Annotated in this window: 19 protein-coding genes; 17 read left to right on the top strand and 2 right to left on the bottom strand. The window is 35.4% G+C overall.

Annotated elements, in window-relative coordinates; translation table 11 throughout:
* Nucleotides 1-273 precede the first annotated feature (273 nt).
* Nucleotides 274-1,491, bottom strand: a complete 1,218-nt coding sequence (locus tag AC5LWL_RS21015) for an MFS transporter (protein ID WP_493436122.1) — start codon at nt 1,489-1,491, stop codon at nt 274-276.
* A gap of 311 nt (nt 1,492-1,802) precedes the next feature.
* Here AC5LWL_RS21015 and AC5LWL_RS21010 point away from each other — a divergent pair, with 311 nt between their 5' ends.
* The 16 genes from AC5LWL_RS21010 (at nt 1,803) to AC5LWL_RS20935 (ending at nt 22,194) form a co-directional block, all read left to right on the top strand.
* On the top strand, nt 1,803-3,152 hold the full coding sequence (locus tag AC5LWL_RS21010) for an aspartate kinase (protein ID WP_493436121.1): 1,350 nt from the start codon (nt 1,803-1,805) through the stop codon (nt 3,150-3,152).
* A gap of 229 nt (nt 3,153-3,381) precedes the next feature.
* Nucleotides 3,382-4,230, top strand: a complete 849-nt coding sequence (locus AC5LWL_RS21005; RefSeq protein WP_493436120.1) for a Cof-type HAD-IIB family hydrolase — start codon at nt 3,382-3,384, stop codon at nt 4,228-4,230.
* 459 nt (nt 4,231-4,689) lie between these two features.
* Nucleotides 4,690-5,502: a basic amino acid ABC transporter substrate-binding protein gene (locus AC5LWL_RS21000; protein ID WP_493436119.1), complete on the top strand. Its 813-nt coding sequence runs from the start codon at nt 4,690-4,692 to the stop codon at nt 5,500-5,502.
* Nucleotides 5,503-5,749: 247 nt separating this feature from the next.
* On the top strand, nt 5,750-6,406 hold the full coding sequence (locus AC5LWL_RS20995; RefSeq protein ID WP_493436118.1) for an amino acid ABC transporter permease: 657 nt from the start codon (nt 5,750-5,752) through the stop codon (nt 6,404-6,406).
* Nucleotides 6,403-7,125 carry an amino acid ABC transporter ATP-binding protein gene (locus tag AC5LWL_RS20990; RefSeq protein WP_493436117.1) on the top strand — a complete coding sequence of 241 codons (723 nt, stop codon included), beginning with the start codon at nt 6,403-6,405 and terminating at the stop codon, nt 7,123-7,125. The genes AC5LWL_RS20995 and AC5LWL_RS20990 overlap by 4 nt, the downstream gene beginning before the upstream one ends.
* A gap of 562 nt (nt 7,126-7,687) precedes the next feature.
* The gene (locus AC5LWL_RS20985; RefSeq protein ID WP_493436116.1) at nt 7,688-8,890 is read left to right on the top strand and encodes a M20 metallopeptidase family protein; all 1,203 of its coding nucleotides are present in this window, start codon (nt 7,688-7,690) and stop codon (nt 8,888-8,890) included.
* 88 nt (nt 8,891-8,978) lie between these two features.
* Complete coding sequence (locus AC5LWL_RS20980; protein ID WP_493436115.1) at nt 8,979-10,190, top strand: M20 family metallopeptidase; 1,212 nt, start codon at nt 8,979-8,981, stop codon at nt 10,188-10,190.
* Between the two features lie 29 nt (nt 10,191-10,219).
* Nucleotides 10,220-11,242, top strand: coding sequence for an ABC transporter ATP-binding protein (locus AC5LWL_RS20975; RefSeq protein ID WP_493436114.1), 1,023 nt, complete (start codon nt 10,220-10,222; stop codon nt 11,240-11,242).
* Nucleotides 11,239-12,258 carry an ABC transporter ATP-binding protein gene (locus tag AC5LWL_RS20970; RefSeq protein ID WP_493436113.1) on the top strand — a complete coding sequence of 340 codons (1,020 nt, stop codon included), beginning with the start codon at nt 11,239-11,241 and terminating at the stop codon, nt 12,256-12,258. The genes AC5LWL_RS20975 and AC5LWL_RS20970 overlap by 4 nt, the downstream gene beginning before the upstream one ends.
* A gap of 15 nt (nt 12,259-12,273) precedes the next feature.
* Entirely contained in the window at nt 12,274-13,224 is a 951-nt protein-coding gene (locus tag AC5LWL_RS20965; protein WP_493436112.1) for an ABC transporter permease, read from the top strand.
* Between the two features lie 14 nt (nt 13,225-13,238).
* Complete coding sequence (gene opp4C / locus AC5LWL_RS20960) at nt 13,239-14,171, top strand: oligopeptide ABC transporter permease (protein ID WP_493436111.1); 933 nt, start codon at nt 13,239-13,241, stop codon at nt 14,169-14,171.
* Nucleotides 14,172-14,213: 42 nt separating this feature from the next.
* Complete coding sequence (locus AC5LWL_RS20955) at nt 14,214-15,830, top strand: ABC transporter substrate-binding protein (RefSeq protein WP_493436110.1); 1,617 nt, start codon at nt 14,214-14,216, stop codon at nt 15,828-15,830.
* Between the two features lie 206 nt (nt 15,831-16,036).
* Nucleotides 16,037-17,797 carry an ABC transporter ATP-binding protein gene (locus AC5LWL_RS20950; protein WP_493436109.1) on the top strand — a complete coding sequence of 587 codons (1,761 nt, stop codon included), beginning with the start codon at nt 16,037-16,039 and terminating at the stop codon, nt 17,795-17,797.
* On the top strand, nt 17,760-19,580 hold the full coding sequence (locus AC5LWL_RS20945) for an ABC transporter ATP-binding protein (RefSeq protein WP_493436108.1): 1,821 nt from the start codon (nt 17,760-17,762) through the stop codon (nt 19,578-19,580). The genes AC5LWL_RS20950 and AC5LWL_RS20945 overlap by 38 nt, the downstream gene beginning before the upstream one ends.
* A 435-nt stretch (nt 19,581-20,015) precedes the next feature.
* Complete coding sequence (locus AC5LWL_RS20940; RefSeq protein WP_493436678.1) at nt 20,016-20,681, top strand: GTP pyrophosphokinase; 666 nt, start codon at nt 20,016-20,018, stop codon at nt 20,679-20,681.
* Nucleotides 20,682-21,030: 349 nt separating this feature from the next.
* On the top strand, nt 21,031-22,194 hold the full coding sequence (locus AC5LWL_RS20935) for a DEAD/DEAH box helicase (protein WP_493436107.1): 1,164 nt from the start codon (nt 21,031-21,033) through the stop codon (nt 22,192-22,194).
* 215 nt (nt 22,195-22,409) lie between these two features.
* Here AC5LWL_RS20935 and AC5LWL_RS20930 read toward each other — a convergent pair whose 3' ends face one another.
* Complete coding sequence (locus tag AC5LWL_RS20930) at nt 22,410-23,081, bottom strand: TetR/AcrR family transcriptional regulator (protein ID WP_493436106.1); 672 nt, start codon at nt 23,079-23,081, stop codon at nt 22,410-22,412.
* 257 nt (nt 23,082-23,338) lie between these two features.
* Here AC5LWL_RS20930 and AC5LWL_RS20925 point away from each other — a divergent pair, with 257 nt between their 5' ends.
* Nucleotides 23,339-25,387, top strand: coding sequence for a CocE/NonD family hydrolase (locus AC5LWL_RS20925; protein WP_493436105.1), 2,049 nt, complete (start codon nt 23,339-23,341; stop codon nt 25,385-25,387).
* The last annotated feature ends 12 nt before the right edge of the window (nt 25,388-25,399 follow it).

The raw sequence follows: 25,399 nt of genomic DNA, 5'->3' as shown, positions 1-25,399 counted from the left end.
TATTCTGAAATGGTTGTTTTATATCATCTTGATTTAATCCAGATTCTTCTGTCAACGAGCAAGAAGTCCAGCTCCTTTCTTATTTCAACTATCACATTTTTCCTTTTTAGAGTAGAAAAGTGAATCAGGATCAAAATGCAAAGAAAAAGAGGGGGAAATGTCTGATAAAGGGCGAATCCGAATGAATTTCGGGATCCTATCCCCTAATGCACTAAAACAATACAATAGTGGGGAAAGAATCCAGAATTTCCAGCAAAGGCACATGCGCTCTTCTTATGATACAGATTGTTTTATAAACTTAGGATGGCGATGCATCATAGTGACTAAAATAACGCCGCTTACTAGCAAAAGAAAACTAGTAGATAAGAAAACAGATGAAAATCCATAGTTTGCTGCAATCATGCCACCCAATGCAGGACCGATAACATTTCCAAAGAAGCGCAGGCTTGTTTCATATCCTAACACCTCTCCTTGCATAGCGATTGGTGCTTCTTGACGAATATAAGCTATTCTTACAGGAACGATTCCACCAATTGAAATGCCAAGAATAAAACGAATAATAAGGAGCTGCCAGTAGTGGTGAACAAATCCGCCAGGCAAATAAATAATACCTGCAATAAATAAAAGGAGAACAAGAATTTTTATATAGCCTGTACGATCCCCAATTTCTCCCCATTTTTTTGCCATTAATAAATTACCTAAACCAGCAGCTGAAAAGGCGATGCCGGAAAATAAAGCAATGTTTTCTGGGCCATGGAGGTCACTCACATATAAAGATAGAATAGGCTGGATGCTAAAATGAGCGATTTGTACTAATGCTGAAATTAATAGCACAGTAACAAAAATAGGGTTTTTGAATATATAGGCTAATACCTCTTTGCTTGAGTAGTTTGTTTTTGTGCCCTTTGCGATAGGAAGGACAAATTCTTTTGTTGCCAGGACTAAAAGCACGGAGATAAAAATCGAAATGGAAGTAAAACGGAAGGTGGATGAAAAACCTACCATATCTGCAAGCACGCCTCCTAGCATAGGGCCAATTAATGAACCAGTAATACTGCCAGTTTGTAATGTGCCAAGTACTTGCCCTGCGATTTTTTTGGGAGTTTGAGTAGAGATAAAAGCTTGTGACATAGGGATGAATCCTGTGAAAAAACCGGTGAAAAAACGAAGAACGAATAGCTGCCACACAGAGGTTGCGAAACTCATTAGAAAAATGGATAAACCTAAACCAAGTCCTAAGGTAAGGAGGATTTTTTTTCTTCCGTATTTATCGCCAATTTTCCCCCAAAATGGTGAGAATAAAAAAGCAGAAACAAAAGTAATGGAAAAGCATAAACCAGACCAATGTTGCACATAATCTTTGGAGAAGTCTCCAAATGTATCAATATATAAGGATAAAAAAGGCAAAACCATTGTCATACTGCCACTGACAAAAAAGTTAGCGAACCACATAATGGTAACATTTCGTTTACAATAACGCTGATTTTCCAAGTATAACACTTCTTTCTAAAAACAATTTCGTATTTCTAAATATTATCATATCGTAAAACGGATTATTTTAAAAGCTTTTTGCTTTACTTTTTTTTATTTTCGTGCATGTCATGTTTTGAAAAATGTTATTATTTGAATAGATGAATTTTTTTGTCCTCTATAAAAATACATTTGTTTTTTGTGAGAGGAATTATGCTTGATTCTTTTCTAATAAAAAGTAATAATAGGTAAGGTAAAAGAAAAAGAGTTTACTAGTCACCTTAGATTGTTAGGCAGAAGATACTAATTGATGAATAATGGGAGTTGTAGAAATGAAGGTTGTAAAGTTTGGCGGAAGTTCATTGGCAACAGGAAAACAATTAGAGAAAGTGTTAGATATTGTGCAAAAAGACAATAAGAGAAGAATTGTTGTCGTTTCTGCTCCAGGAAAAAGATACGACGATGATATGAAAGTTACAGACCTTTTAATTGCTTGTGGAAAAAAAATGATGGCGGAAGAAGATGCGGAACAGCTAATTGAGACGATTATGGAGAGATATGCGAACATTGCAAAAGAATTAGATCTTTCCAATGACATAATAGACAAAATAAAGGAAGATCTATTAGGGGTTCTGGATGCAGATAAATCGAATGAAAAATCTTATATGGAAGCAGTAAAAGCATGCGGTGAAGATAATAATGCAAAGCTTGTTGCCCATTTTTTTAATCAAAGAGGTGTGAAAGCACAATATATCAATCCAAAAGATGCAGGGCTAATTGTAAGTGATGATCCAGGAAATGCCCAAGTTCTTCCTGAATCATATGATCGTTTATATGCTTTAAGAGAAAATGATTCCATCATTATTTTTCCTGGGTTTTTTGGATATAACAAAAAGGGGAATGTAGTTACTTTCTCAAGAAGCGGCTCAGATATAACAGGCGCTATTCTGGCTAATGGAGTGAAAGCGGAACTTTATGAAAATTTTACAGATGTTGATGCTGTTTTTTCTGTCAATCCTTCAATTGTAGCTAATCCAAAAGCGATTAAGGAATTAACCTATCGCGAAATGCGTGAATTATCGTATGCTGGATTTTCTGTTTTTCATGCTGAAGCTTTAATACCGGCATATCGCGCGGGAATTCCAGTTAATGTTAAGAATACAAACAACCCTGCTGTGCCTGGTACAAGAATAGTTGCTACAAGAAATAATACTAATGGACCTGTAGTTGGTATCGCGAACGATAAAGGTTTTTGTTCTATTTATATAAGTAAATATTTAATGAATAGAGAAGTAGGGTTTGGCAGAAGAATATTATCGATTTTAGAAGATTTTCATATTTCGTATGAACACATGCCTTCAGGAATCGATGATTTAACGATAATATTAAGGCAAAATCAACTTGCTGGAAAAAATGAAGATGAAATTATCCAATGTATTAAAGAGGAGCTTCATGTAGAAGAAATTCATGTAGAGCATGATTTGGCGCTTATTATGCTAGTTGGAGAGGGAATGCGTCATAATGTTGGCACTATTGCTAGAGCTTCTAAAGCATTAGCAGATGCAGGGGTTAATGTGGAGATGATTAATCAAGGATCATCAGAAGTAAGCATGATGTTTGGCGTGAAAGAACCGATGGCAAAAAATGCAGTAAAGGCATTGTACCAAGAATTTTTTCATTGATATTGTTTTAGTTTAGAGAAAATGTGGTAATATTCCTTTTTATAAGATACTTATTTTTTTACATGAAAGTATATTTTTTTGTAGGGTCTCGTCTCTCCGGGATAATACTAATGTAAATATAATAGTGCATGTTCAAAAAGGTGGATAAAAAGTAAGCCAACGAAGAAAATCAATGTATCATTTTTACGGGACTTTTTGAACAACCTCTTAACATGAAAAGGAGATAATAATGACAATTAAAGCTATCGTTCTAGATATGGATGGAACAATGCTCAATGAAGAAAGCAAGGTAAGCACCCAGTTAAGCAATTATATAACAAATTTAAGACAGACAGGAATGAAAGTATTTATTGCAACTGGCAGAACTATTTTAGAGGTGGAAGATACTGTTCCGGATGGCTTTGAAGTAGATGGAATTGTAAATTCTAATGGGATGTCTGCATTTATTAATGGCAAACAGTTGTTTCAGCACTCATTAAATCCACCTCTTGTAGAATTATTAATTAAGGAAGCGAGAGCACGAGGTTTATATTATGAAATTCATCCTGCTGTAGGAGAGCGTTATGTATTGAAGGATGATAAAAGTATCATCCTTGACGCAATTAAAGGAACTCGTCCATTAACGGTAGAAGAAATGGAATGGCGATCAAGAAAGGCAGCAGTTGAAAAATATATTGAATGGAAAGATAATTTAAATCCAAATAATATTAGTAAAATTTACTTTTTCAGTAAAGAGAAAGTAATAATGGATACTTGGATTTCCTTTTTACAGGAATTAAAAAGGAAAGCTGGATTTACATATGCTTCCTCAACAGAACATAATGTGGAAGTTACAGCAGAAAATATAAATAAAGCAACAGGTGTTCAATATTTATTAGATAAATTTTCCCTTCATTTTAATGAGGTGCTAGCTGTAGGGGATGGGGAAAATGATTTGCCATTATTGCAGCGAGCTGGTTACGCAGTTGCCATGCAAAATGCCCCAGATAATGTAAAGGCATATGTTGATGAGGTGACAGAATATTCCTATAAAGAAGCTGGATTGTATCGCTTTTTATCCAAGCAATTCCCTTTATAGAATAAGGAAGAGGGCTTTCTAATATGTCGATTTATCGGCTATTGGAGGGTCCTTTTTTGTAAGGAAGAAAGTATAATATAAAATTTTGAAATGTTAAGTCTGTTTAGCTCCAGCGCCTAACTAACATTGAAAAAGTGGAAAGTTTATAGTAAGGGTTTAACGCATCTTTTTCTAATCCTCCTTTTACACACTCTCATACGACCTTTTCTCCTATTATTTTAAAAAAACATATAAAAATCCTATATTATAAAATATTTTGAAGATTTCTAAAAAAGTTTTCTTGTATAAATTTGGGTAGGAAGCTATAATAAATTCAACACGAAAAAGGTTGAAAAATGTAGAAAACAGGGAAGAAGCAAGGAGAATTGGTTTTTTTTCTTCCGTATTTTCGGAAAATTCTCCATTGTTAAAAATATGTGGTTTTATTATATTGCTATAAAAATTTAGGGGGACTAAATAATGAAGAAGCAAGGAATATTATTCGCTCTTTTCATGGCATTTATGCTGATTTTAACTGCTTGTGGGACAAGTGGTAAAGAGGAAGGGACAAATGGGAGCGATACAAAAAAGAAACTCAGAGTAGTAACAGATGCAGCGTATGCTCCATTTGAATATATGGATAAGGCGGAAATAGTAGGATTTGATGTAGATATTTTTAAAGCCGTTGCTAAAGAAGCAGGGTATGATTATGAAATTGTTAATGTAGGTTGGGATCCATTATTTGCAGAATTGCAAAATAAAACAGCTGATGTAGGTCTATCAGCGATTACGATTAATGATGATCGCAAAAAAACATATGATTTTTCCGTTCCATATTTTAAAAGTACAAACAAAATATTAGCTCCACAAAATACAACGATTAAAACCGCACAAGATTTAAAAGGAAAAAGAGTAGCGGTTCAAACTAGTACAACAGGTGCAGATGCAGTTGATGCGCTTTTAGGAGCAAAAAGTAAAAAGGTGAAGAAGTTTGAAAATAATAACCTCGCAATCTTAGAAATGAAAAGCGGCGGGGCAGATGCAGTTGTAGCAGATAATGCGGTAATCGAGGAATATGCTAAAAATAATCCAAAAGATAAATTTATTGTTATTGAAGATAAAGACGGGTTTGAATCAGAATATTATGGATTAATGTTCCCAAAGGGCAGCGAATTAATTGAGGATATGGATAAAGGGTTTAATGCAATTCTAGATAATGGGAAATATGTAGAGATTTATAAAAAATGGTTTGGGACAGAACCGGATGTAGAAAATTTAAAAGCACAGCAATAAGGGACTGAATTAGAAAAGAGTACTCAAAAAAGGTGGTATAACCCCACATTTAAAAGCTAGGGGACATTTCTTAGCCAAGTTTTCTATTGTGGGGTTTTCCTTTATGGGTACCTTTTTTTATTAAACGAAAAATAGAACTGTTAGTGCAATTATTGATCAGATGTGTAAATACATAAAAATAACAGTAATACATATACCTCATTGGCTGTAGGTCAATTAAGTTTTTTGATTTTTGGAGGAGATATTAATGGATTTTAATTTTACAATAATAGGTGAGTATGCTGGCCTATTTTGGGAAGGAACTTTATTAACTATTGGTTTATCATTAATTTCGATTGCAATAGGGACAATCTTTGGCCTTTTAATCGGTTTAGGGAAAATGACCAAAAACAAATTACTTGCGGCTCCATTTCAGTGTTATATTGCTTTCTTTCGAGGCACTCCTCTATTTGTACAAATATTAATCATTCATTTTGGGCTAGTGCCGATGCTAACAGGTGAAACAAATGGAAAATTAGCCGCTGTTCTTGCATTATCATTAAATGCAGCTGCCTATATAGCTGAAATTTTTCGTGCAGGCATACAGTCAATTGATAAAGGACAAATGGAAGCTGCCAGATCACTTGGAATGACACATGTACAAGCAATGAGATATATCATTCTTCCACAGTCCGTTAAAAGAATGATACCGCCGCTCGGCAATGAATTTATAGTATTAATAAAAGATTCTTCCCTTGCATCGGTTATTGCAGCACCTGAACTGATGTATTATGGAAGAATTATGATGGGACAGTATAACCGTGTATGGGAACCATATTTAACGGTCGCACTCATTTACCTTGTTTTAACCTTAACCTTAAGTTTCTTCTTAAATCGTTTGGAAAGAAGGTTGAATACGGAATGATTATTGTTGATAAATTAAAAAAATCCTTTGGAACAAATGAAGTATTAAAAGATATTAATGTAAAAATTAATCCACAGGAAGTAGTAGTTATAATTGGTCCATCTGGATCTGGCAAGTCTACTTTTTTACGATGTTTAAATCTATTAGAAACAGTGACAGAAGGAAAAGTTAGTATTCAAGGGAAGAATCTTACTGATAAGGGGACCGATATTAATAAAGTGCGTCGTGAAGTTGGCATGGTTTTTCAGCAATTTAACTTATTCCCACATAAAACGGTATTACAGAATATAACCCTTTCGCCAATGAAAGTAAAAAGGCTCGAAGGAGAAACAGCGAAGAAGAAAGGGTTGGCATTATTAAAAAAAGTTGGTTTAGAAGATAAAGCCAATGTTTATCCCGATTCGTTATCAGGAGGTCAAAAACAACGTGTGGCAATAGCTAGGGCCTTAGCAATGGAACCGAAAATTATGTTGTTTGATGAACCAACCTCTGCACTAGATCCAGAAATGGTCGGTGAAGTATTAGAAGTAATGAAGGATCTTGCTAAAGATGGAATGACCATGGTGGTGGTTACACATGAAATGGGATTTGCAAGAGAAGTTGGAGATAGGGTGATATTTATGGATGGAGGATATATAGTAGAAGAGAATATTCCATCCGAATTATTTTCTAACCCACAAGAAGAAAGAACAAAATCTTTTTTAAGTAAGGTTTTATAATGATACGAACGATTAATTTTGCTTATCATCGGAAACAGCAATGTGGTAATAACAATCACACTGCTGTTTTTTTATTGTTTAGGAAATGATAAACGAAATGGAATGGAATGGGGGATAACTTTGCAGTTGTGTTCGCACTCCGCTTCGACATACAGGCCGTGGTGTACTTTAGCCGTCCAGAGCCTAGCCCCAGTGAGTATTGCCCCCTGCTTCCTCTAAAGGAAAAAACACTTTTTGTGTCAGGAGAACATTTTCCCTCAGAGCTAAACAAGGCGCTTGCACTTTTCTTAGAAAATAAAAAAATTGTAGTTTTTTGTAAGAAGTTATAACAAGTGAAATGCAAAGAAATAATAATGAAAACGCAAACAACGTTATTAGATAAATAAAGTTCATCATAGTGAATTTTTTCACCCTATTTATCATTAAATCTAGTTATTATGATGATTAAAATAACTTAGTATACTATTGGGCGGAATAGCGTTAATTTAGAGTGAATAGTCGGAATTATTTGATGAATCAGAAAAAACGACATTTTATTTTATTTAAATACTGGAGGGATAATATGTTAGAGCTTTGGCATGAACAATTAGAAGATATGTATGAACAAATGGTTGAGTGGAGAAGACATATGCATCAATATCCTGAGCTTTCCTTTCAAGAAGTCGAAACGGCTAAAATGATAGGGGATATTTTAGAAAGTTATGGTATTGAAGTGAAAAGAAATGTCGGTGGAAGAGGAGTGGTAGGAAAGATATATGGAGAAAAGCCTGGAAAAACAATTGCATTAAGGGCTGATTTTGATGCATTGCCAATACAAGATGAAAAGGATGTACCATATAAATCAAAAATACCTGGAGTAATGCATGCATGTGGACATGATGGACATACAGCTACTTTACTAGCAGTTGCGAAAGTACTGCAAGATCATAAAGAGCAAATTGCCGGCAATATAGTACTGTTGCATCAACATGCAGAGGAGCTATCGCCAGGTGGGGCAAAGGCAATGATAGAAGATAATTGTTTAGAGGGGGTGGATATTGTGTTTGGTTCTCATTTATCTTCGTTAAGTGAATTGGGAAAATACTTTTATACACCTGGTTATTCGCAGGCGGCAGCAGATGCATTTGAGATTACGGTTAAAGGGAAAGGGGGACATGGTTCTGCTCCTCATGATACAGTCGATGCCATAGCGGTAGGTACAGCACTTGTTAATCAGCTTCAATATATTGCAAGTAGAAGAGTAGATCCGTTAAATCCAGTTGTATTATCTGTTGGTTCCTTTCACGCAGGAAACGCAAAAAATGTCATTGCAGATACAGCTACTTTAAAAGGGACGGTACGAACATTAGATGAAGATTTACGTGGATTTATGGAAAGTGAAATTAAATTAATGGCTACCCAAATTTGCGAAAGCATGCAGGCGGAATGTGACATTAATTATATAAAGGGCTACCCCGCTGTTTATAACCATGAAACGGAAATAGCCGTTTTTGAAGAAGCGGTAGCAAATACATTAAAGAAAGAGATGCTTATACAATCAACACCGATAATGGGGGCAGAAGATTTTTCTTATTATTTACTAGAAAAGCCAGGAATGTTTTTTCATACAGGAGCAAAAGTAAGTGGAACTGCTTATCCACATCATCATCCGATGTTTGATTTTGATGAAAAAGCAATGGTTTATACAGGGAAAGCTTTTCTGAGTATTGTATATCATTATGTTGCATTAAATGTAGAAGAGAATGTCGCAGAACAAGTTCTTTAATTAAGGGAAAGTCTTATATTAACCACCTTAACGAGCGATTACCCTCTGAGGAGTTTATCTAAAAAAAATGGATAGGAGAGCTGCTGCAATGATAAATAAAATGTATGAACAGGTAGAAGCTATGTTTGATCAGATGGTGGAATGGAGAAGATATTTGCACGAAAACCCTGAGCTCTCTTTTCAAGAATTTAATACAAGTAAAATGATTGGAGATATTTTAGAAGGTTATGGAATAGAAGTAAGAAGAAATGTAGGCGGTAATGGGGTAGTTGGAAAAATATATGGAAGCAAACCTGGAAAAACGATTGCATTACGAGCTGATTTCGATGCACTTCCGATTCAGGATGAAAAAGAGGTGGCATTTAAATCTAAGGTTCCTGGTGTTATGCATGCTTGCGGACATGATGGACATACGGCAACATTGCTCGCTGTTGCAAAAGTGCTGCATGATAATAGAGATAGTTTTGCAGGTACTATTGTATTGCTTCATCAACATGCAGAAGAGCTCCCACCGGGCGGGGCAATTGCAATGATTGAGGATGGCTGTTTAGATGGAGTGGATGTGGTATATGGCGCACATTTAGCATCTAGAAGTCCTTTGGGAGAAATTCTGTATGGAGTAGGACCAGCGTCTGCAGCAAGTGATAGCTTTGAACTAAAAATTCAAGGGAAGGGTGGACACGGAGCATCACCACATCAAACGATTGATGCTGTTGCAATTGGATCACAGATAGCGAATCAATTAAAGCATATTGTAAGTAGAAGAATAGACCCGCAAAAACCAGCTGTTCTTTCCATTGGCTCCTTCCATGCAGGCAATGCAGGGAATGTAATCGCAGATACAGCAGAATTAACGGGTACTGTACGAACCTTGGATGAGGATGTACGAGAAATAATGGTGAAAGAGATGGAAGAATTAATAAGTGGCGTTTGTAAAGCATTTCACGCTACGTATACATTCCGTTATACGAAAGGGTATCCGTCTACTGTTAATACAGAAAAAGAAACAACTATTCTAATAGAAGCTATTAAAGACACACTGCCAGAAGCAAAATTAGTAGAAATATTAAAACCTGGTATGGGTGGAGAGGATTTCGCCTATTATTTACAGCATAAACCAGGTAGTTTCTTTTCCGTTGGTGCTAGAAATGAAGAGATTGGTGCAGTTTATCCACATCATCATCCGAAATTTACTTTTGATGAAAAAGCAATGCTTTATACGGCAAAGGTATTTTTAAGCCTTATCTATCAGTATACGAATTCAAAAGTAGAAGAGGGGCTAGTAGAATCCACGCTTTAATACATTTTGATCCAACAGGAGGGGGAAGAATGGAACAAAACATACTGGAAGTAGACAAGCTGCAAACCGCTTTTAAAACGGATAAAGGGGAAGTTATCTCTGTGGAAGAAGTAACTTTTCACTTAAAACCTGGTGAAACAATTGGCATTGTAGGGGAATCAGGTTGTGGAAAAAGCGTTACGTCGTTATCTATTATGCGTTTACTAGGTACACATGGCTATATCAAAAAGGGTTCTGTGTTATTGAATGGAAAGGATTTAACAAAGGTTGCAGAATCAGAGATGAGGCATGTTCGTGGAAATGAAATATCCATGATCTTTCAAGAACCAATGACTTCTTTAAACCCTGTTTTTACTATTGGAAATCAAATGGTTGAATTAATTCGATTACATATGGACTATAAACCAAAAAAAGCAAAAAGCTATGCAATTGAGATGCTAAAAAAAGTAGGCATTCCAAGAGCGGAAATAATTATTGATGAATATCCACATTCCCTTTCAGGCGGAATGAGACAAAGAGTGATGATTGCGATGGCTCTTTCCTGTAAGCCTAAACTCTTAATTGCAGATGAGCCAACAACTGCCCTTGATGTGACAATACAAGCTCAAATATTAGAATTAATGAAGAGTTTAAAAGCAGAGTCTAATACTTCTATCATGATGATTACACATGATTTAGGAGTTATTGCAGAAATGGCAGATAAAGTGATGGTGATGTATGCAGGGCAAGTAGTGGAAGAGGCTGATGTTTTTACATTATTTGATGAACCAAAGCATCCTTACACAAAAGGGCTTATTGATTCTATTCCTCATTTGGAATATGAGGGACACCAGCGTTTATATTCTATCCCAGGTTCTGTTCCAACGTTGCAGCAAATGCCAAAAGGATGCCGTTTTCATACAAGATGTCCTTATGCAATGGAAAAGTGTATCACTGAAAAACCATTACATATAATGGTAGACAATAAAGAAGATCATAAAGTAAGATGCTGGCTTTATGAAGATAACAGCAGTACATCAGATGTGAGTAACGGAAGAGAGGTAAATGTATGAATGTAGAAACTTTACCCGAAAAAGACAGAATAATTAGTGAATTAAAAAAACCATTAGTAGAAATTCAACAATTAAAAAAATACTATCCTATTAAAAAAGGGATCCTTTCCAAAACTGTTGGGTATGTAAAGGCGGTTGATGGATTGAATTTTTCTATCTATCCAGGAGAAACCATTTCATTGGTTGGCGAATCTGGTTGTGGTAAGTCAACCACAGGCAGAGCTATTGTTAAGCTGGATCCTCCGACAGAAGGTAAAGTTCTTTTTGAAGGACAAGACTTGGCAGCCATTCAACATGGGGACTTAAGAAAAATTAGAACACAGATGCAAATTATTTTTCAAGATCCTTATTCTTCTCTTAATCCGCGAAAAAGAATAGGAGATTTGCTGGCAGAGCCGTTGTTAGCACATAAACTGGCGACAAAAGAAGAGGTGAATAAAAAGGTAGATCGAATGCTGGAAATCGTTGGACTGACAAAATTTCATAAAGGAAGATATCCCCATGAATTTTCAGGTGGACAACGGCAAAGAGTAGGCATTGCTCGGGCATTGATGTTAAACCCAAAACTAATTGTTTGTGATGAACCAGTCTCAGCGTTGGATGTCTCCATTCAAGCACAAGTATTAAATTTACTAAAAGATTTGCAGCAAGAATTTCATCTAACGTATTTATTTATTGCCCATGGTTTGGGAGCAGTGAAGTATATCAGTGATCGGATTGCAGTTATGTATTTAGGTAAGATTGTTGAAATAGGCAAAACAGAAGAAATCTTTCGAAATCCCAAGCATCCATATACACAGATCTTATTAAGTGCCTATCCTATTCCAAACCCGCATTTACGAAATAGAGAAAGAATTGTGGTAGAAGGAGATGTTCCAAGTCCAGCCAATCCTCCGTCAGGCTGTAGATTTCATACAAGATGTCCGATGGCTCAGGCGATATGTAAAGAACGGGAACCAATCCTTGAACAGATTGACCATTCAGTTGCCTGCCATTTTCCACTTTCATCAAATTAAAAGGAGGGAGCTATTTTGTTTCAGTATATCATCCGAAGAATATTAATTGCTATTCCCGTATTATTTGGGGTTACAATCTTCAATTTTTTCATTATAAACTTAGCACCAGGTAATCCGGTTGATATGTATTTAAATCCAGATGCAACGGAAGCGGATATACAAGCAAAAAAAGAAGCACTTGGATTAAATGATCCTATTTATATTCAATATATTAGATGGCTTAATAATTTATTACATGGTGACTTTGGATTCTCTTATACCACCTATGAACCAGTCTTGGACTTAGTAGTTAATCGTATAGTGCCGACTTTATTGCTAATGGGAACGGCGTTGCTGATTGCTTACATTATTGCCATTCCAATTGGGATTATCAGTGCTACAAAACAATATTCGTGGATGGATTACTTAACAACTACATTCTCGTTTTTAGGTGTATCTATTCCAAGTTTTTTTCTTGGGCTAGGAGCTATTTATGTATTTGCATTAGTATTTAAGATTTTACCGACTGGAGGAATGTTTACACTAGGCAATGAAGGCAGTTTTACAGATACGCTGGTTCATTTAATTCTTCCGGCTGCTATACTTGGAACCTCCATTGCAGGAAGTACGGTTCGATATGTAAGAAGCAGTATGCTGGAGGTATTAGGACAGGATTACCTTCGAACGGCACGGGCTAAAGGGTTAAAAGAATTTGTTGTCACAAATAAACATGCTTTAAAAAATGCACTTATTCCAATTATCACTATTATTGGAATGGAGATTCCTGTATTAATCGGTGGTGCGGTTGTAACAGAACAAATCTTTCAATGGCCCGGATTAGGCCAACTAACCATTCAATCGATTAGTTCAAGAGATTACCCTACCTTAATGGCCATTAACTTTTTAGCAGCGTTTGCTGTATTATTTTCCAACTTATTAACAGATGTTTTATATTCTGTTGTGGATCCACGGATTAAATATAGCTAGAAAGGAGGAGGAAAATGAGTGTTCCAAATATGAAAATGGATACCGATATCCAGATTAACCATCCATTAACTACTGTATCGGCAAAAGAGCAGCTCGGAGCAGAAGAAAGTTATTTGAAATTAATAACAAAGCGTTTTTTTAAACATAAATTGGCGGTAGTTGGATTAGTATTATTTACACTGATGGCATTAATTGCTATCTTTGCACCGTTATTAGCACCACATAATCCATACGCTGTAGAAGGGGAGTTTGCAGCCGCTCCTTCCTCTGATCATATTCTTGGAACAGATGAAGTAGGAAGAGATTTATTTAGTCGATTATTATATGCGGCAAGAGTTTCCTTATCCGTTGGAATTGGTGCAGTAGCCATCTATGTTGCAATAGGTACCGTTTTAGGAGCAATTGCAGGTTATTTTGGGAAATGGGTTGATATGGTAATCATGCGTATTACAGATGTATTTATGTCCTTTCCTTATTTAATGGTTATTCTTGTACTTGTTAGTATTATGGGGCCAAAATTAATTAATGTTATTTTAGTTTTAGGATTACTAGGATGGCCATCAATTGCTAGGTTAGTACGAGGCAGTGTTTTATCCATTAAAGAGATGGACTATGTAAAAGCCGGTATAGCTTTAGGATATTCAACACCTAAGATTGTGTTTCAACATATTCTTCCGAATTGTATTGCTCCTATTCTCGTTAATGCTACATTTGGAATTGCATCCGCTATTATCATGGAAGCATCCCTTAGTTTTCTTGGAATGGGAGTACAGCCACCGACTGCCAGTTGGGGAAATATGTTAACAGAAGCTCAATCTATTACCGTTTTAGCATCACAGCCATGGTTATGGATTCCACCTGGCATTATGATTCTTCTATCTGTTCTTTCCATCAATTTTATGGGAGATGGATTAAGGGATGCAATGGATCCAAAAAGTTTAAAATAAGATTTTATAAAATAGATTACTAGATAAAATGGGGGAAATCAGATGAAGGTATTCAGAAAAGTATTTAGTTTAGCCGCAATTTTATCCTTGTTTTTGTTAGCAGCATGTACTGGTGCTACGACTTCTTCAACTGGTGGTTCATCTAAGGATAATACGATGTATATCGGATTAGTGAATGCACCCGTTAGTTTTAACCCGATCAACTCATCAGATATTGCAGCTGCTTGGCTGGAAAAATTTATGTTTGATACCTTTTTAGAAATGACTGGACCACTTGAATTTGCACCAAAACTTGCAGAATCCTTTGATACAGAAGACAATCAAACATTCACGATTAAAATTAATAAAAATGCTAATTGGTCTGATGGAACTCCTGTAACGGCAAAGGATGTAGCCTTTACGATGAATCTGGTGGCAAATCCTAAAACAGAAACAGCTGTTGGTGCGTACCTTACTGTTTTAGATGGGTTAAATGAAAATGGAAAATTCCCAGACGGAGTAACGGAAATTCCTTCTTTAACAATAGTGGACGATAAAACCATTCAATTCAAAACAAAAAAACCAGTAGATCCTAATATGGTAAAAGAACAATTGGGTTCGAAGTTTATGATTCTCCCTGAGCACGTGTTAAAAGATATTGCACCTGAAAACTTGCAAAAAGATCCATTTATGCAAAAACCAACAGTAACAAACGGTCCATTCAAATTTGTGAAGTACGCAAAAGACCAATATATAGAATATGAAAAAAATAAGAGCTATTATTTAGGCGATGTCCAGTTAAATAAATTGTATGTCAAAATCATGCCAGCCGCTAATCTTGTTGCACAGTTGCAAACAGGGGAAATTGATATGAATGCTGCTGGTGGTATTGGGAAAATTGCTGTTCAAGATTTTGACACTGTAAAAGGTTTCGATAATGTCACATCAAAAACAGAAAAAACGTATGGTTACCAAAATATGAGCTTTAATGTAGATAAAATAACAGACCCTAAAGTAAGACAAGCGATAGCGTATGCGATTGATCGTCAAAAGATAGTAAATCAATTATTAAAAGGAGAAGGGGAAGTGGTTGATGGTCCCTATACTTCAATTAGTCCATATTTAGATAAAGATTTACAGACTTACACCTATGATCCAGAAAAAGCGAAGCAGCTGCTAAAAGAAGCTGGTTGGGACTTTAATAAAACCATTGATTTTGTCGTGCCAATTGGAAATAAAGTTCGTGAACAATCAGCAGATATTATTGCAGAAAACTTAAAGGCAGTTGGATTAAAATTGAATACGGCAACTTATGATTTTCCAACAATTATGTCCAAAGCAAAAGCCGGAGATTATGATCTAATGTTAATTGGTTTTACCAATACGATTGATCCAGATCTTACGACTATTTATGGAAGCGGGGGTTCAAGCAACTATACAAATTATAACAACCCAAAAGTTGATGAATTATTAACGGCTGGAAAGCAGCAGCCTGACACAGAAAAACGCAAAGAAATTTATAATGAGCTGCAAGCAATTTGGAGTGAAGAAATGCCTATTTTCACCTTATATTCTGATTTTGATTTCTCCGCAGTTTCGAAAGACGTAGCAGTCGGTGAACCAAAAGTATTTGGATTCCATAATGAATTATATAAATGGTCATTAACTGGAGCCAAATAAGAAGCAAGTATTAGGGATTCGATTAAAACAAAAAATCCAAGGAGGAGATCTCCTTGGATTTTTTTGTTATTCATTTTTATTTTTATCTCATTTTGAAAGAAAGAAGCAGTTTTCTAAAGAACAAAAAAGGGGTATGATAAAGAAGATATTTAGTGTTACTAAATAGATATGCGTAAATCACAATGTAAATATACAGGAGGGGAAAAATGTCCAAAATTTTTGGAAGGCTACGTACATATCGAGTCGCGATTATCATTGCATTATTTCTGATGTTAACAGAACTGATAGTCGAGCTTGTTCAACCACTGATTATGGCAAAAATTATTGATGATGGGCTAGCGTACCAAAACACAGAAGTTGTATTGTTTTGGGGGAGTGTATTGGTTGGTATTTCTTTGCTCGCGTTTGCGGCGGGTATTATCAATACTTTTTATGCTGCACATGTAAGTCAGAACTTTGGGTATAGTCTTCGTAAAGAACTGTACCAAACTATTCAATACTTCACTTATGCTACAAGTAATAAATTTTCGAATTCCTCTCTTATTACAAGGCTAACAAATGATATTACCCAATTACAAAACACTATTTTTATGGGCTTGCGATTTATGCTGCGTGCACCACTGTTAATAATTGGTGGAATTGTCATGTCATTCGTTGTTAATGTAAAGCTTGCTTTTATTCTTGCTATTACCATCCCTCTTCTTATTATAATGTTTTATTTCGTTATTAATAAAGGTGGAAAGCTATTTAAACAAGTTCAGGAAAAACTGGATCGAGTAAATAGTGTAATGCTTGAGAATTTAACAGCGATGCGCTTAATCCGAGCATATGTGCGAAACCAATTTGAAAAAAGCCGATTCTTAAAAGCAAGTGATGAATTGCGGGGAAATACGGAGTCTGCATTAAGACTAATGGAGATAACTGTTCCTCTTGTTTTATTTGTGATGAATCTTTGTATTATCTTTATTCTATGGTTAGGTTCGGTACAAATAAATACGGGAGTAATGCAAGTGGGAGAAGTAGTCGCGATTATAAACTATTCTTTAAGAATTACCTCTTCTTTATCTGTTGTTACTATGCTCATTATGGTTATATCCCGTTTAAAAGCATCTTCCGGCCGTTTAAATGAACTATTAGAAATAGAGAAAAAGGACAGTGACCAGTCTATAAATAAAAACAAGCAACCGCTTATTAAAGGAGAAATTAGATTTACGGATGTATCCTTTCGCTATCCAAATGCACAAGTAGATGCTATACATAACTTGGATTTTACCGTTCATGAAAAAGAGATGGTCGCTGTATTAGGAGTAACAGGTTCTGGTAAAACATCCCTTTTCCAATTGATTCCACGACTTTTTGAACCATCAAATGGATCAATATATATAGATAATCAAAAAATAGAGACCATTCCATTAGAGCAATTACGCAAACAAATTGGCTATGTTCCGCAGCAGGCTTTATTATTTACAGGAACGATTAAAGAAAATATTAAATGGGGAAATCCCTCTGCTTCTTTTGAGGAAGTAGTAAAAGCTGCCAAGGATGCCCAAATTCATGACACGATTATGTTATTTCCAGATCAATATGATACAAAAATTGGCCAAAAAGGGGTCAATTTATCAGGAGGCCAAAAGCAAAGGCTTTCCATTGCAAGAGCACTTGTGCGAAATCCTAAACTTCTTCTTCTTGACGACAGTACAAGTGCATTAGATTTGAAAACAGAAAAACAGCTTTTGCAGGCACTAACGACATATGATTGTACGATTTTTCTTATTACCCAAAAAATATCTACAGCGTTGAAAGCAGATAAGGTCTTGCTTTTAGAGGACGGAGAAATACTTGCTTTTGATTCGCATGAGAAGATGGTAAAAACAAATAAGCTGTATCAAAAAATAGTGATGTCACAGTTGGGGGAGGAGGAAGGAAAATATGTTCAAAGCTCTAACCGATCCATTTCAATACAATAAGATAAATATAAAGCCAGCTAAAACAGCAGGGAAAAAGCCAATAAAGCCTAGGAATGCAGGTAAAACGATTTTTCGGTTATGGAGATATATGGAACAAAAAAAAGCACTGCTTCATCTTGTCCTTTTTCTAGTTGCTGCAAGCTGTGTGTTGGGGCTTTTAGGTCCATATTTGCTGGGAAAAGCGATAGATTCTTATATCGTTAATAAGGAAACGACTAATTCGATGATGCTTTTGTTATCATTGGCGATTATTTATTTATTGTATTCCCTTACTATGTTTTTGCAAAATTATTGGATGATTGGGATATCACAAACAACGGTATACAAGCTCCGTTCTGATTTATTTCAGCATTTTCAACAATTGCCAATTGCCTATTTTGATAAACGGCAGTATGGAGAGCTTATGAGCCGGGTAACAAATGATATAGAAAATGTAAGTTCTACATTAAATAGTTCCGTGATTCAAATATTCTCTAGTGTTCTCACATTAATAGGTACGGTATCTGTTATGCTTTGGATTAGTCCGGCTTTAACTCTTTTAACACTTACTATTATTCCAATCATGTATATGGGAATGAAGTGGATAACAAGGAGAACAAGCGTATTATTTAAAGTGCAACAAAGACATTTAGGAGCATTAAATGGGTTTATTGAAGAATCGATTTCAGGACAGCGTATCATTAAGACCTTTTCATTAGAAGAAAAAATGATTCAAGAATTAAATGAGAAAAGCAATAATTTAAAAAATATTAGCTACTGGGCACAAGTTTATTCTGGCTTTATACCAAAGTTAATGAATATGTTAAATAATATTAGTTATGCTTTAATTGTTGGTGCAGGCGGGCTGATTATTCTTAAGTCTGGAACGATTTCCATCGGTATAATCGTCATTTTTGTAGAATATGCTAGGCAATTTACCCGACCATTAAATGATCTATCTAATCAATTTAACACATTATTATCAGCTATTGCAGGGGCAGAGCGTGTTTTTGAAGTATTGGATGAACAAATAGAGTCGAAAGATGAAGATTTTGCTCATGAATTGAAATCTATTAAAGGAGAAGTTAAGTTTTCACACGTATCATTTGCTTATGATACAAATAAAAGCATCTTAGAAAATGTAAGTTTTCAAATAAACCCAGGCGAAACATTAGCTCTTGTTGGACCAACAGGTGCAGGAAAAACGACGGTTATTAATCTATTATCAAGATTTTATGAAGCAACAGGAGGAACGATTAAAATAGATGAACAGAATATTACGAAGATAAAGCGAGAAAGCCTACGTTCTCATATGGCCTTCGTACTGCAGGATACGTATTTGTTTGAAGGAACAATACGAGAGAATATTCGATATGGCAGACTGTCGGCAACAGATAAAGAAGTGGAGACTGCTGCAAAATTGGCTAATGCTCACAGTTTTATCAATAAATTGCCCAAAGCTTATGATACTGTTTTATCTTCAGACGGCAACGGAATTAGTCAAGGGCAAAAGCAATTGCTCTCCATTGCTAGAGCGATTATAGCAAATCCAGCTATTTTAATTTTAGATGAAGCAACAAGCAGCATTGATACTGTTACAGAAATAAAAATTCAGGAAGCCTTACAGCGCCTAATGAAAGGAAAAACTAGTTTTGTTGTAGCCCACCGTTTAAATACAATTAAACATGCAGATAAAATAGTAGTATTAGATAAAGGAAGCATAATAGAAATGGGATCACATGATTATCTTCTAAAACAAAAAGGCTTTTATTACGAACTATATCATAATCAATTTAAAGAATAGCTTTTAGCTGAACCAATCTATCCATAAGTCAGATGAAAAAAGCAGTATTTCATTTTTTTTATAGTTTAAGTTTATAAGCAGGGAGCAGTCAGAATACACGAAGACTCCTATGGGAATTGCGGGATAGGCTCGGCGCCCGCCCCATGGAAAGCGAAGTGTATTCTTACTGCGGACTAATTGAGAGTGCACCCCTCTTTTCAAGGTAGTAAAAAAGAATGAACGTAATAAAAATGTAATTTGACTGACCGGTCATTTTTTATTAAAATAGAAATATGTTCATTAATTCTACTTTAGAGGAGAATAATAAAATGAAAACCATTGATCAAATTATCGAATTTCTCAAGAAAATGGGTGTAGATGCGGAGAAGGTCGGCAGAAAACCAAAGGAGACCTATTAATCGAATGAATAATATAAAACAACTCCAAACATATGTAATGGAAAATAACTTCAATCTAGACGAATTATCCAATGAGCTAATGGAATGGAAAAATAGTTTAATTATTTATCGATTTGCTTTAGAAGAAGTGAATACAAAATTTAAAATTCTAAACGAAGAGTTTCAATTTATCCATAATCACAATCCAATTGAACATTTAAAATCAAGAATCAAAGATCCAAAAAGTATCATGTTAAAACTGCAGCGTAAAGGATTAGATATTACAGTTGATAATGCGAAAGAAAATATCCATGACATCGCTGGCGTACGAGTTACCTGTTCTTTTATTTCAGATATTTATGATATTTATGATATATTAAAAAGTCAAAGTGATATAAAGATTGTCAATGTAAAAGACTATATAAAAAATCCGAAGCCAAATGGATACAAAAGTCTGCATTTAATGATTAAAATTCCTGTTTATTTAAGCAATGGAATGGAAGAAGTTTCAGTGGAAATACAAATTAGAACCATTGCGATGGATTTTTGGGCGAGTTTAGAGCATAAAATCTATTATAAATTTGATAAAGGAATTCCAGAACATTTATTAACAGAATTAAAAGAAGCAGCAGATACCGCACATGCATTAGATATTAAAATGAAAAAAATTAAAGATAGAGTAGATATTGTTCAATCAGTAGGCAATGAGCAGCCATTAATTTAAATAGGTTCCTGAGGGGGAAGGCAAGAAGGAAAGCGAAGTTCAATTCCTTTTTGCCTCCCCTTTTTTTAAACGATAAGAAAGTATAAAATTTTTCAACTTAGATTAATGTCTAGCTCCAGTGCCTAGCCCCTGTGAGTATTGCCTCCTGCCTCTAAAAGTAAAAAGACTTTTTGAGTCAGGAGAACATTTTTCTTCGGGCCTTACCAAGGCGCTTGCGCTTTTCTTAAACTAAAATAGTCAACAAGATTAATGTAGGAGATTGCATATCAATTTTCAGGATAATAATTTATAATAAATAGATATATTTTTATGCGTATTCTATTGGCATAAAACATAAAGGAGCAACGAAATGAAGGATCAACCATATTGGACGAAATTAAAACCATTTATACAAGAAAATTGGAAGAAAGCAGATTTTGAAAGAGCTACTTCTATTCAGGAAAAAACAATTCCATTTTTAATAGAAGGAAAAGACTTGATTGCAGAGTCTCCAACGGGTACAGGAAAAACATTAGCTTATTTGCTTCCACTCTTAAACAATATAAATGCTGAAGATAAAGGAATGCAGGCAATAATATTGGCATCTTCCCAAGAACTTGTTATGCAAATTCTAGGCGAAATACAAAAATGGGGAGAGGGAAGTGGAATTAGAGCTGCTTCTTTTATTGGTGGTGCTAATGTAAAAAGGCAATTAGAAAAGTTGAAAAAACATCCTCATATTGCTATTTGTACACCTGGTAGAGCATTGGAATTAATTAAACAGAAAAAGTTAAAAATGCATGAAGTAAAAACGATTGTATTGGATGAGGCTGACCAGCTTTTAGTGGCTGAGCATATAGAATCGGTGAAGCAAATTGTAAAAGCAACGCTATTAGATAGACAAGTTGTTCTATTCTCTGCCACTTTAACGGATAAGACAGCTGCTATTGCAACAGGACTTGTAAAAGATCCGGAAATAATCCGTGTTAAGAAAGATGAAACAATTAAAGCAGCAATTGTGGAGCATGTATACTTTCAAGAAGAACATCGGGATAAATTGAAAGTTATAGAACGATTGGCAAGATTAGAGGATAGCAAAATTCTTGTATTTGTTAAAGATATTGGCAACTTAACTGTATTGCATGAAAAACTGACTTATAAAAAGCTACAAATAAGCATGCTGCATAGTGATTTGAACAAAATGGAACGCTCTAAATCAATTAACAGTTTCCGAAAAGGCAAAACAAATATGCTTTTGGCAACAGATGTGGCAGCAAGAGGATTGGATATTCAAAAAATCACCCATGTTGTACATTATGATTTAGCAAATAATACAACACAATATATTCATCGTTCTGGACGAACCGGCAGATTTGGTGCAAAAGGAATGGTTATAAATATTGTGACAGAAAGAGAAGAAAGAGAACTAAAACAATTTTTAAAAGAATTAGCTATTCCGTTAGAACGAAAAGACTTCTATGAAGGAAAAATAGTAGATTATACTCCAGTGAGTAAAGCAGCAAAAAAAAATTAAAGATGCTAATCTTTAAACCCACAGAGAAATTCTTTCTTCTGTGGGTTTATTTTATAAGATCAGAAAGTATAAAATTTTTCAACTTAGATGAGTGTCTAGCTCCAGCGCCTAGCCCCTGTGAAAGATAACCTCTTGCCTCTAAAAGTAAAGAACACTTTTTGAGTCAAGAGAACATTTTTCTTCGGGGCTGAGCAAGGGCGCTTGCGCTTTTCTTATTATTTTACTGAGAAGTTAAAGGAGTTGGCTGATGCAACGAGTTCATTTATGTATTTCAATGTTACATTGGCAGCTTCTGCCGTTGTGTATTTTTTTCGGTTATTTAATACATTCGTAAACATTCCTTGCCAAATAAGGATGGTCATTTCATTAACTGCTTCTACATTTTCTGCTTTTAACAGACCTTCTTGTTGAGCTAATTCTAAAATGGACTTTCCTCTTTTCCAAAGATTGCGTTCCACTAATATTGGTTTTATATGTTCATCAATGTTAGTTAAGTCTGCAGGATATAATTGGTAGTAATGTTCTAATAAATTTTCAGGGTTATCACCTAAATCCATTATAAATATAGCGTGAAAGATTTGCGGCTGTCTAAATGAATGCTTGCAAAAACTTTCCCAGGCTAATAAGTATTTTTCTAGAGAATTTTTTCCTTTTCCCATTTGTACGGAAACATCTTCTGTATATTCTTTTAAAAATTTCATCGATGCAAAAAAGATAAGATGAGAAACCTCAGAAAAATAATTATAAATAGTAGCGCTGTTATAACCTGCTTTGTCCGCAACTTTTCGAATGGTTACTTTATCAATTCCTTCTGTTTCAATAATTTCTGAAGTTGCGTCAATAAAGTACTTCCACATTCTGCTTCTTTTCATTTCTTTTTTATTCATTAAATTTCTCCTTAAACAAATACTAATTATTTTATCTATTTTTGATTATACGTTTCTATAAGCGAGTAAATAAAGGGAAAAGTATAAATAATAACTTTACTATCACTTAGGTTGTGATCCAATATTGATTATGTTACCATAACCAATATCGAAAATATAATCATGATTATATTTGGGGGAAAGGTGAAATAGTATATTAGTTGGAAAGTTGCACAATTATTTTAATTAATAATAGATAGTAAATTGGAGGTAATATAATGGTTTTTAATGTTCGTGATACACATCTTACAATAAAGACAGAATTTCCAAGAGAAGTTCGTGAAATAGAGCATGTTTGGATTCCTATGTCAGATGGAAAAAAATTGTCTGCTCGTATTTGGCTTCCAGTAGATGCAGAGCAGGATCCAGTTCCTGCTATATTAGAGTATTTACCATATCGGAAAAATGATTTTACTGCATTAAGAGATTCTATTCGTCATCCTTATTTTGCTGGACATGGCTATGCAAGCATTCGTGTTGATATGAGAGGATGCGGTGATTCTGAAGGGATCATGTATGATGAATATTTAAAACAAGAACAAGATGATGCAATAGATATTCTAAAATGGATAGAAGAACAATCCTGGTCTACTGGGAAAGTAGGAATGATTGGGAAATCATGGGGTGGTTTTAATGGACTGCAAGTAGCAGCACGCCGTCCTTCTCCTTTAAAGGCAGTTATTACTTTATGTTCCACAGATGATCGGTATGCGGATGATGTTCATTATAAGGGTGGATGTATACTTGCTTCTGATATGCTTTGGTGGGGATCCACCATGTTAGCATATAACGCAAGACCAGCTGACCCTAAAATAGTCGGAGATGACTGGAAGCCAATTTGGCTCGATCGATTGGAGAAAACTCCACCATTTGTAGAAGAATGGGTAAGGCAACAAAAACGTGGGAAGTACTGGAAGCATGGCTCTATTTGTGAAAATTATGAAGATGTGAATATTCCAGTTTTTGCTGTTGGGGGATGGGCAGATGGTTATACAGATGCCATCTTTAGAATGTTGGAAGGTTTGCCTGGTCCTAAAAAAGGATTAATTGGTCCATGGGCACATGAATATCCAGAAGTTGCTATTCCAGGTCCCCAAATCGGATTTTTGCAAGAATGCTTGCGTTGGTGGGATCAATGGTTAAAAGGAGAAGATACAGGAATTATGGAGGAGCCAATGCTTAGAGCTTGGATGCAAGAAAGTGTTCCTCCACAAGTGGAATATTTAGAACGCCCTGGCCGCTGGGTTGCAGAGAAAGAGTGGCCAGCTCAACATATTGAAACAGCTGATTACTATTTAGAACAAGATTTTCTTGTGAAAACAGCAAATAAAGAACAAGAAATTACGGTTTCAAGTATGCAGGCGCATGGCTTGTATGCTGGGGTATGGTGCCCATTTGGACAGCCAGGCGATCTAGCTTCCGACCAACGACTAGAAAATGGACAATCCGTTTGTTTTACTTCAGAGGTATTAGATTCGCCGATGGAAATTCTTGGGTTCCCTGAAATAGACGTGAAGCTTTCGGCTGACAAGCCAAATGCACTTCTTTCCGTGCGTTTATGTGATGTTGCACCAGATGGTTCTTCTACATTAGTTAGCTGGGGGATGCTCAATTTAACGCATCGAGATAGTCATGAGTTTCCAACACAGCTAGTACCTGGTGAGCAGTATAAAGTAAATATCCGTTTAAATTCAGTTGGATATGTGCTTCCAGCTGGTCATAAATGGCAGATAGCATTGTCACCAACATATTGGCCACATGCATGGCCATCTCCAGAAGCTGCGACACTTCAAGTTTACACTGGGGAAGATACTCGTTTGAAATTGCCTGTTAGAACTCCGCAGCCTATCGATAAAATGCTACCACCTTTTGAGGCCCCTGAAACGGCAAAGGTAGCTGAAAAGGAAATAATAAGAGAAGAAAGCAGAAATCGTGAAGTTCGACATGATCTCATTCAAGATGTATGGACACTGATAGATGATTCTGATGAAGGAAAACGCCGTCTTCTGCCAAATGGTATTGAATATGGAAGTGTAAATCGTAATAGATATACGATAAAAGAAGGAGATCCTTTATCGGCAGAAGTTCGCTGTGAATGGGAACTAGATGTTGGGCGTGGTGAGTGGCAAACAAGATTAGAAAATGTAAGTATCATGACTTGTGATAAAACCTATTTCTATTTAGAGAATAAAGTAATAGCTTTTGAAGGGGAAACAGAAGTGTTTAATAAAACGTGGAAAGAAAAAATTCCTCGGGATCTCGTGTAATAATATATAAGT

This window comes from Niallia sp. WK069_GA_01 (assembly GCF_983173855.1).
The sequence above is the reverse complement of the archived record's forward strand: the minus strand, read 5'-3'. Positions and strand labels throughout refer to the sequence as shown.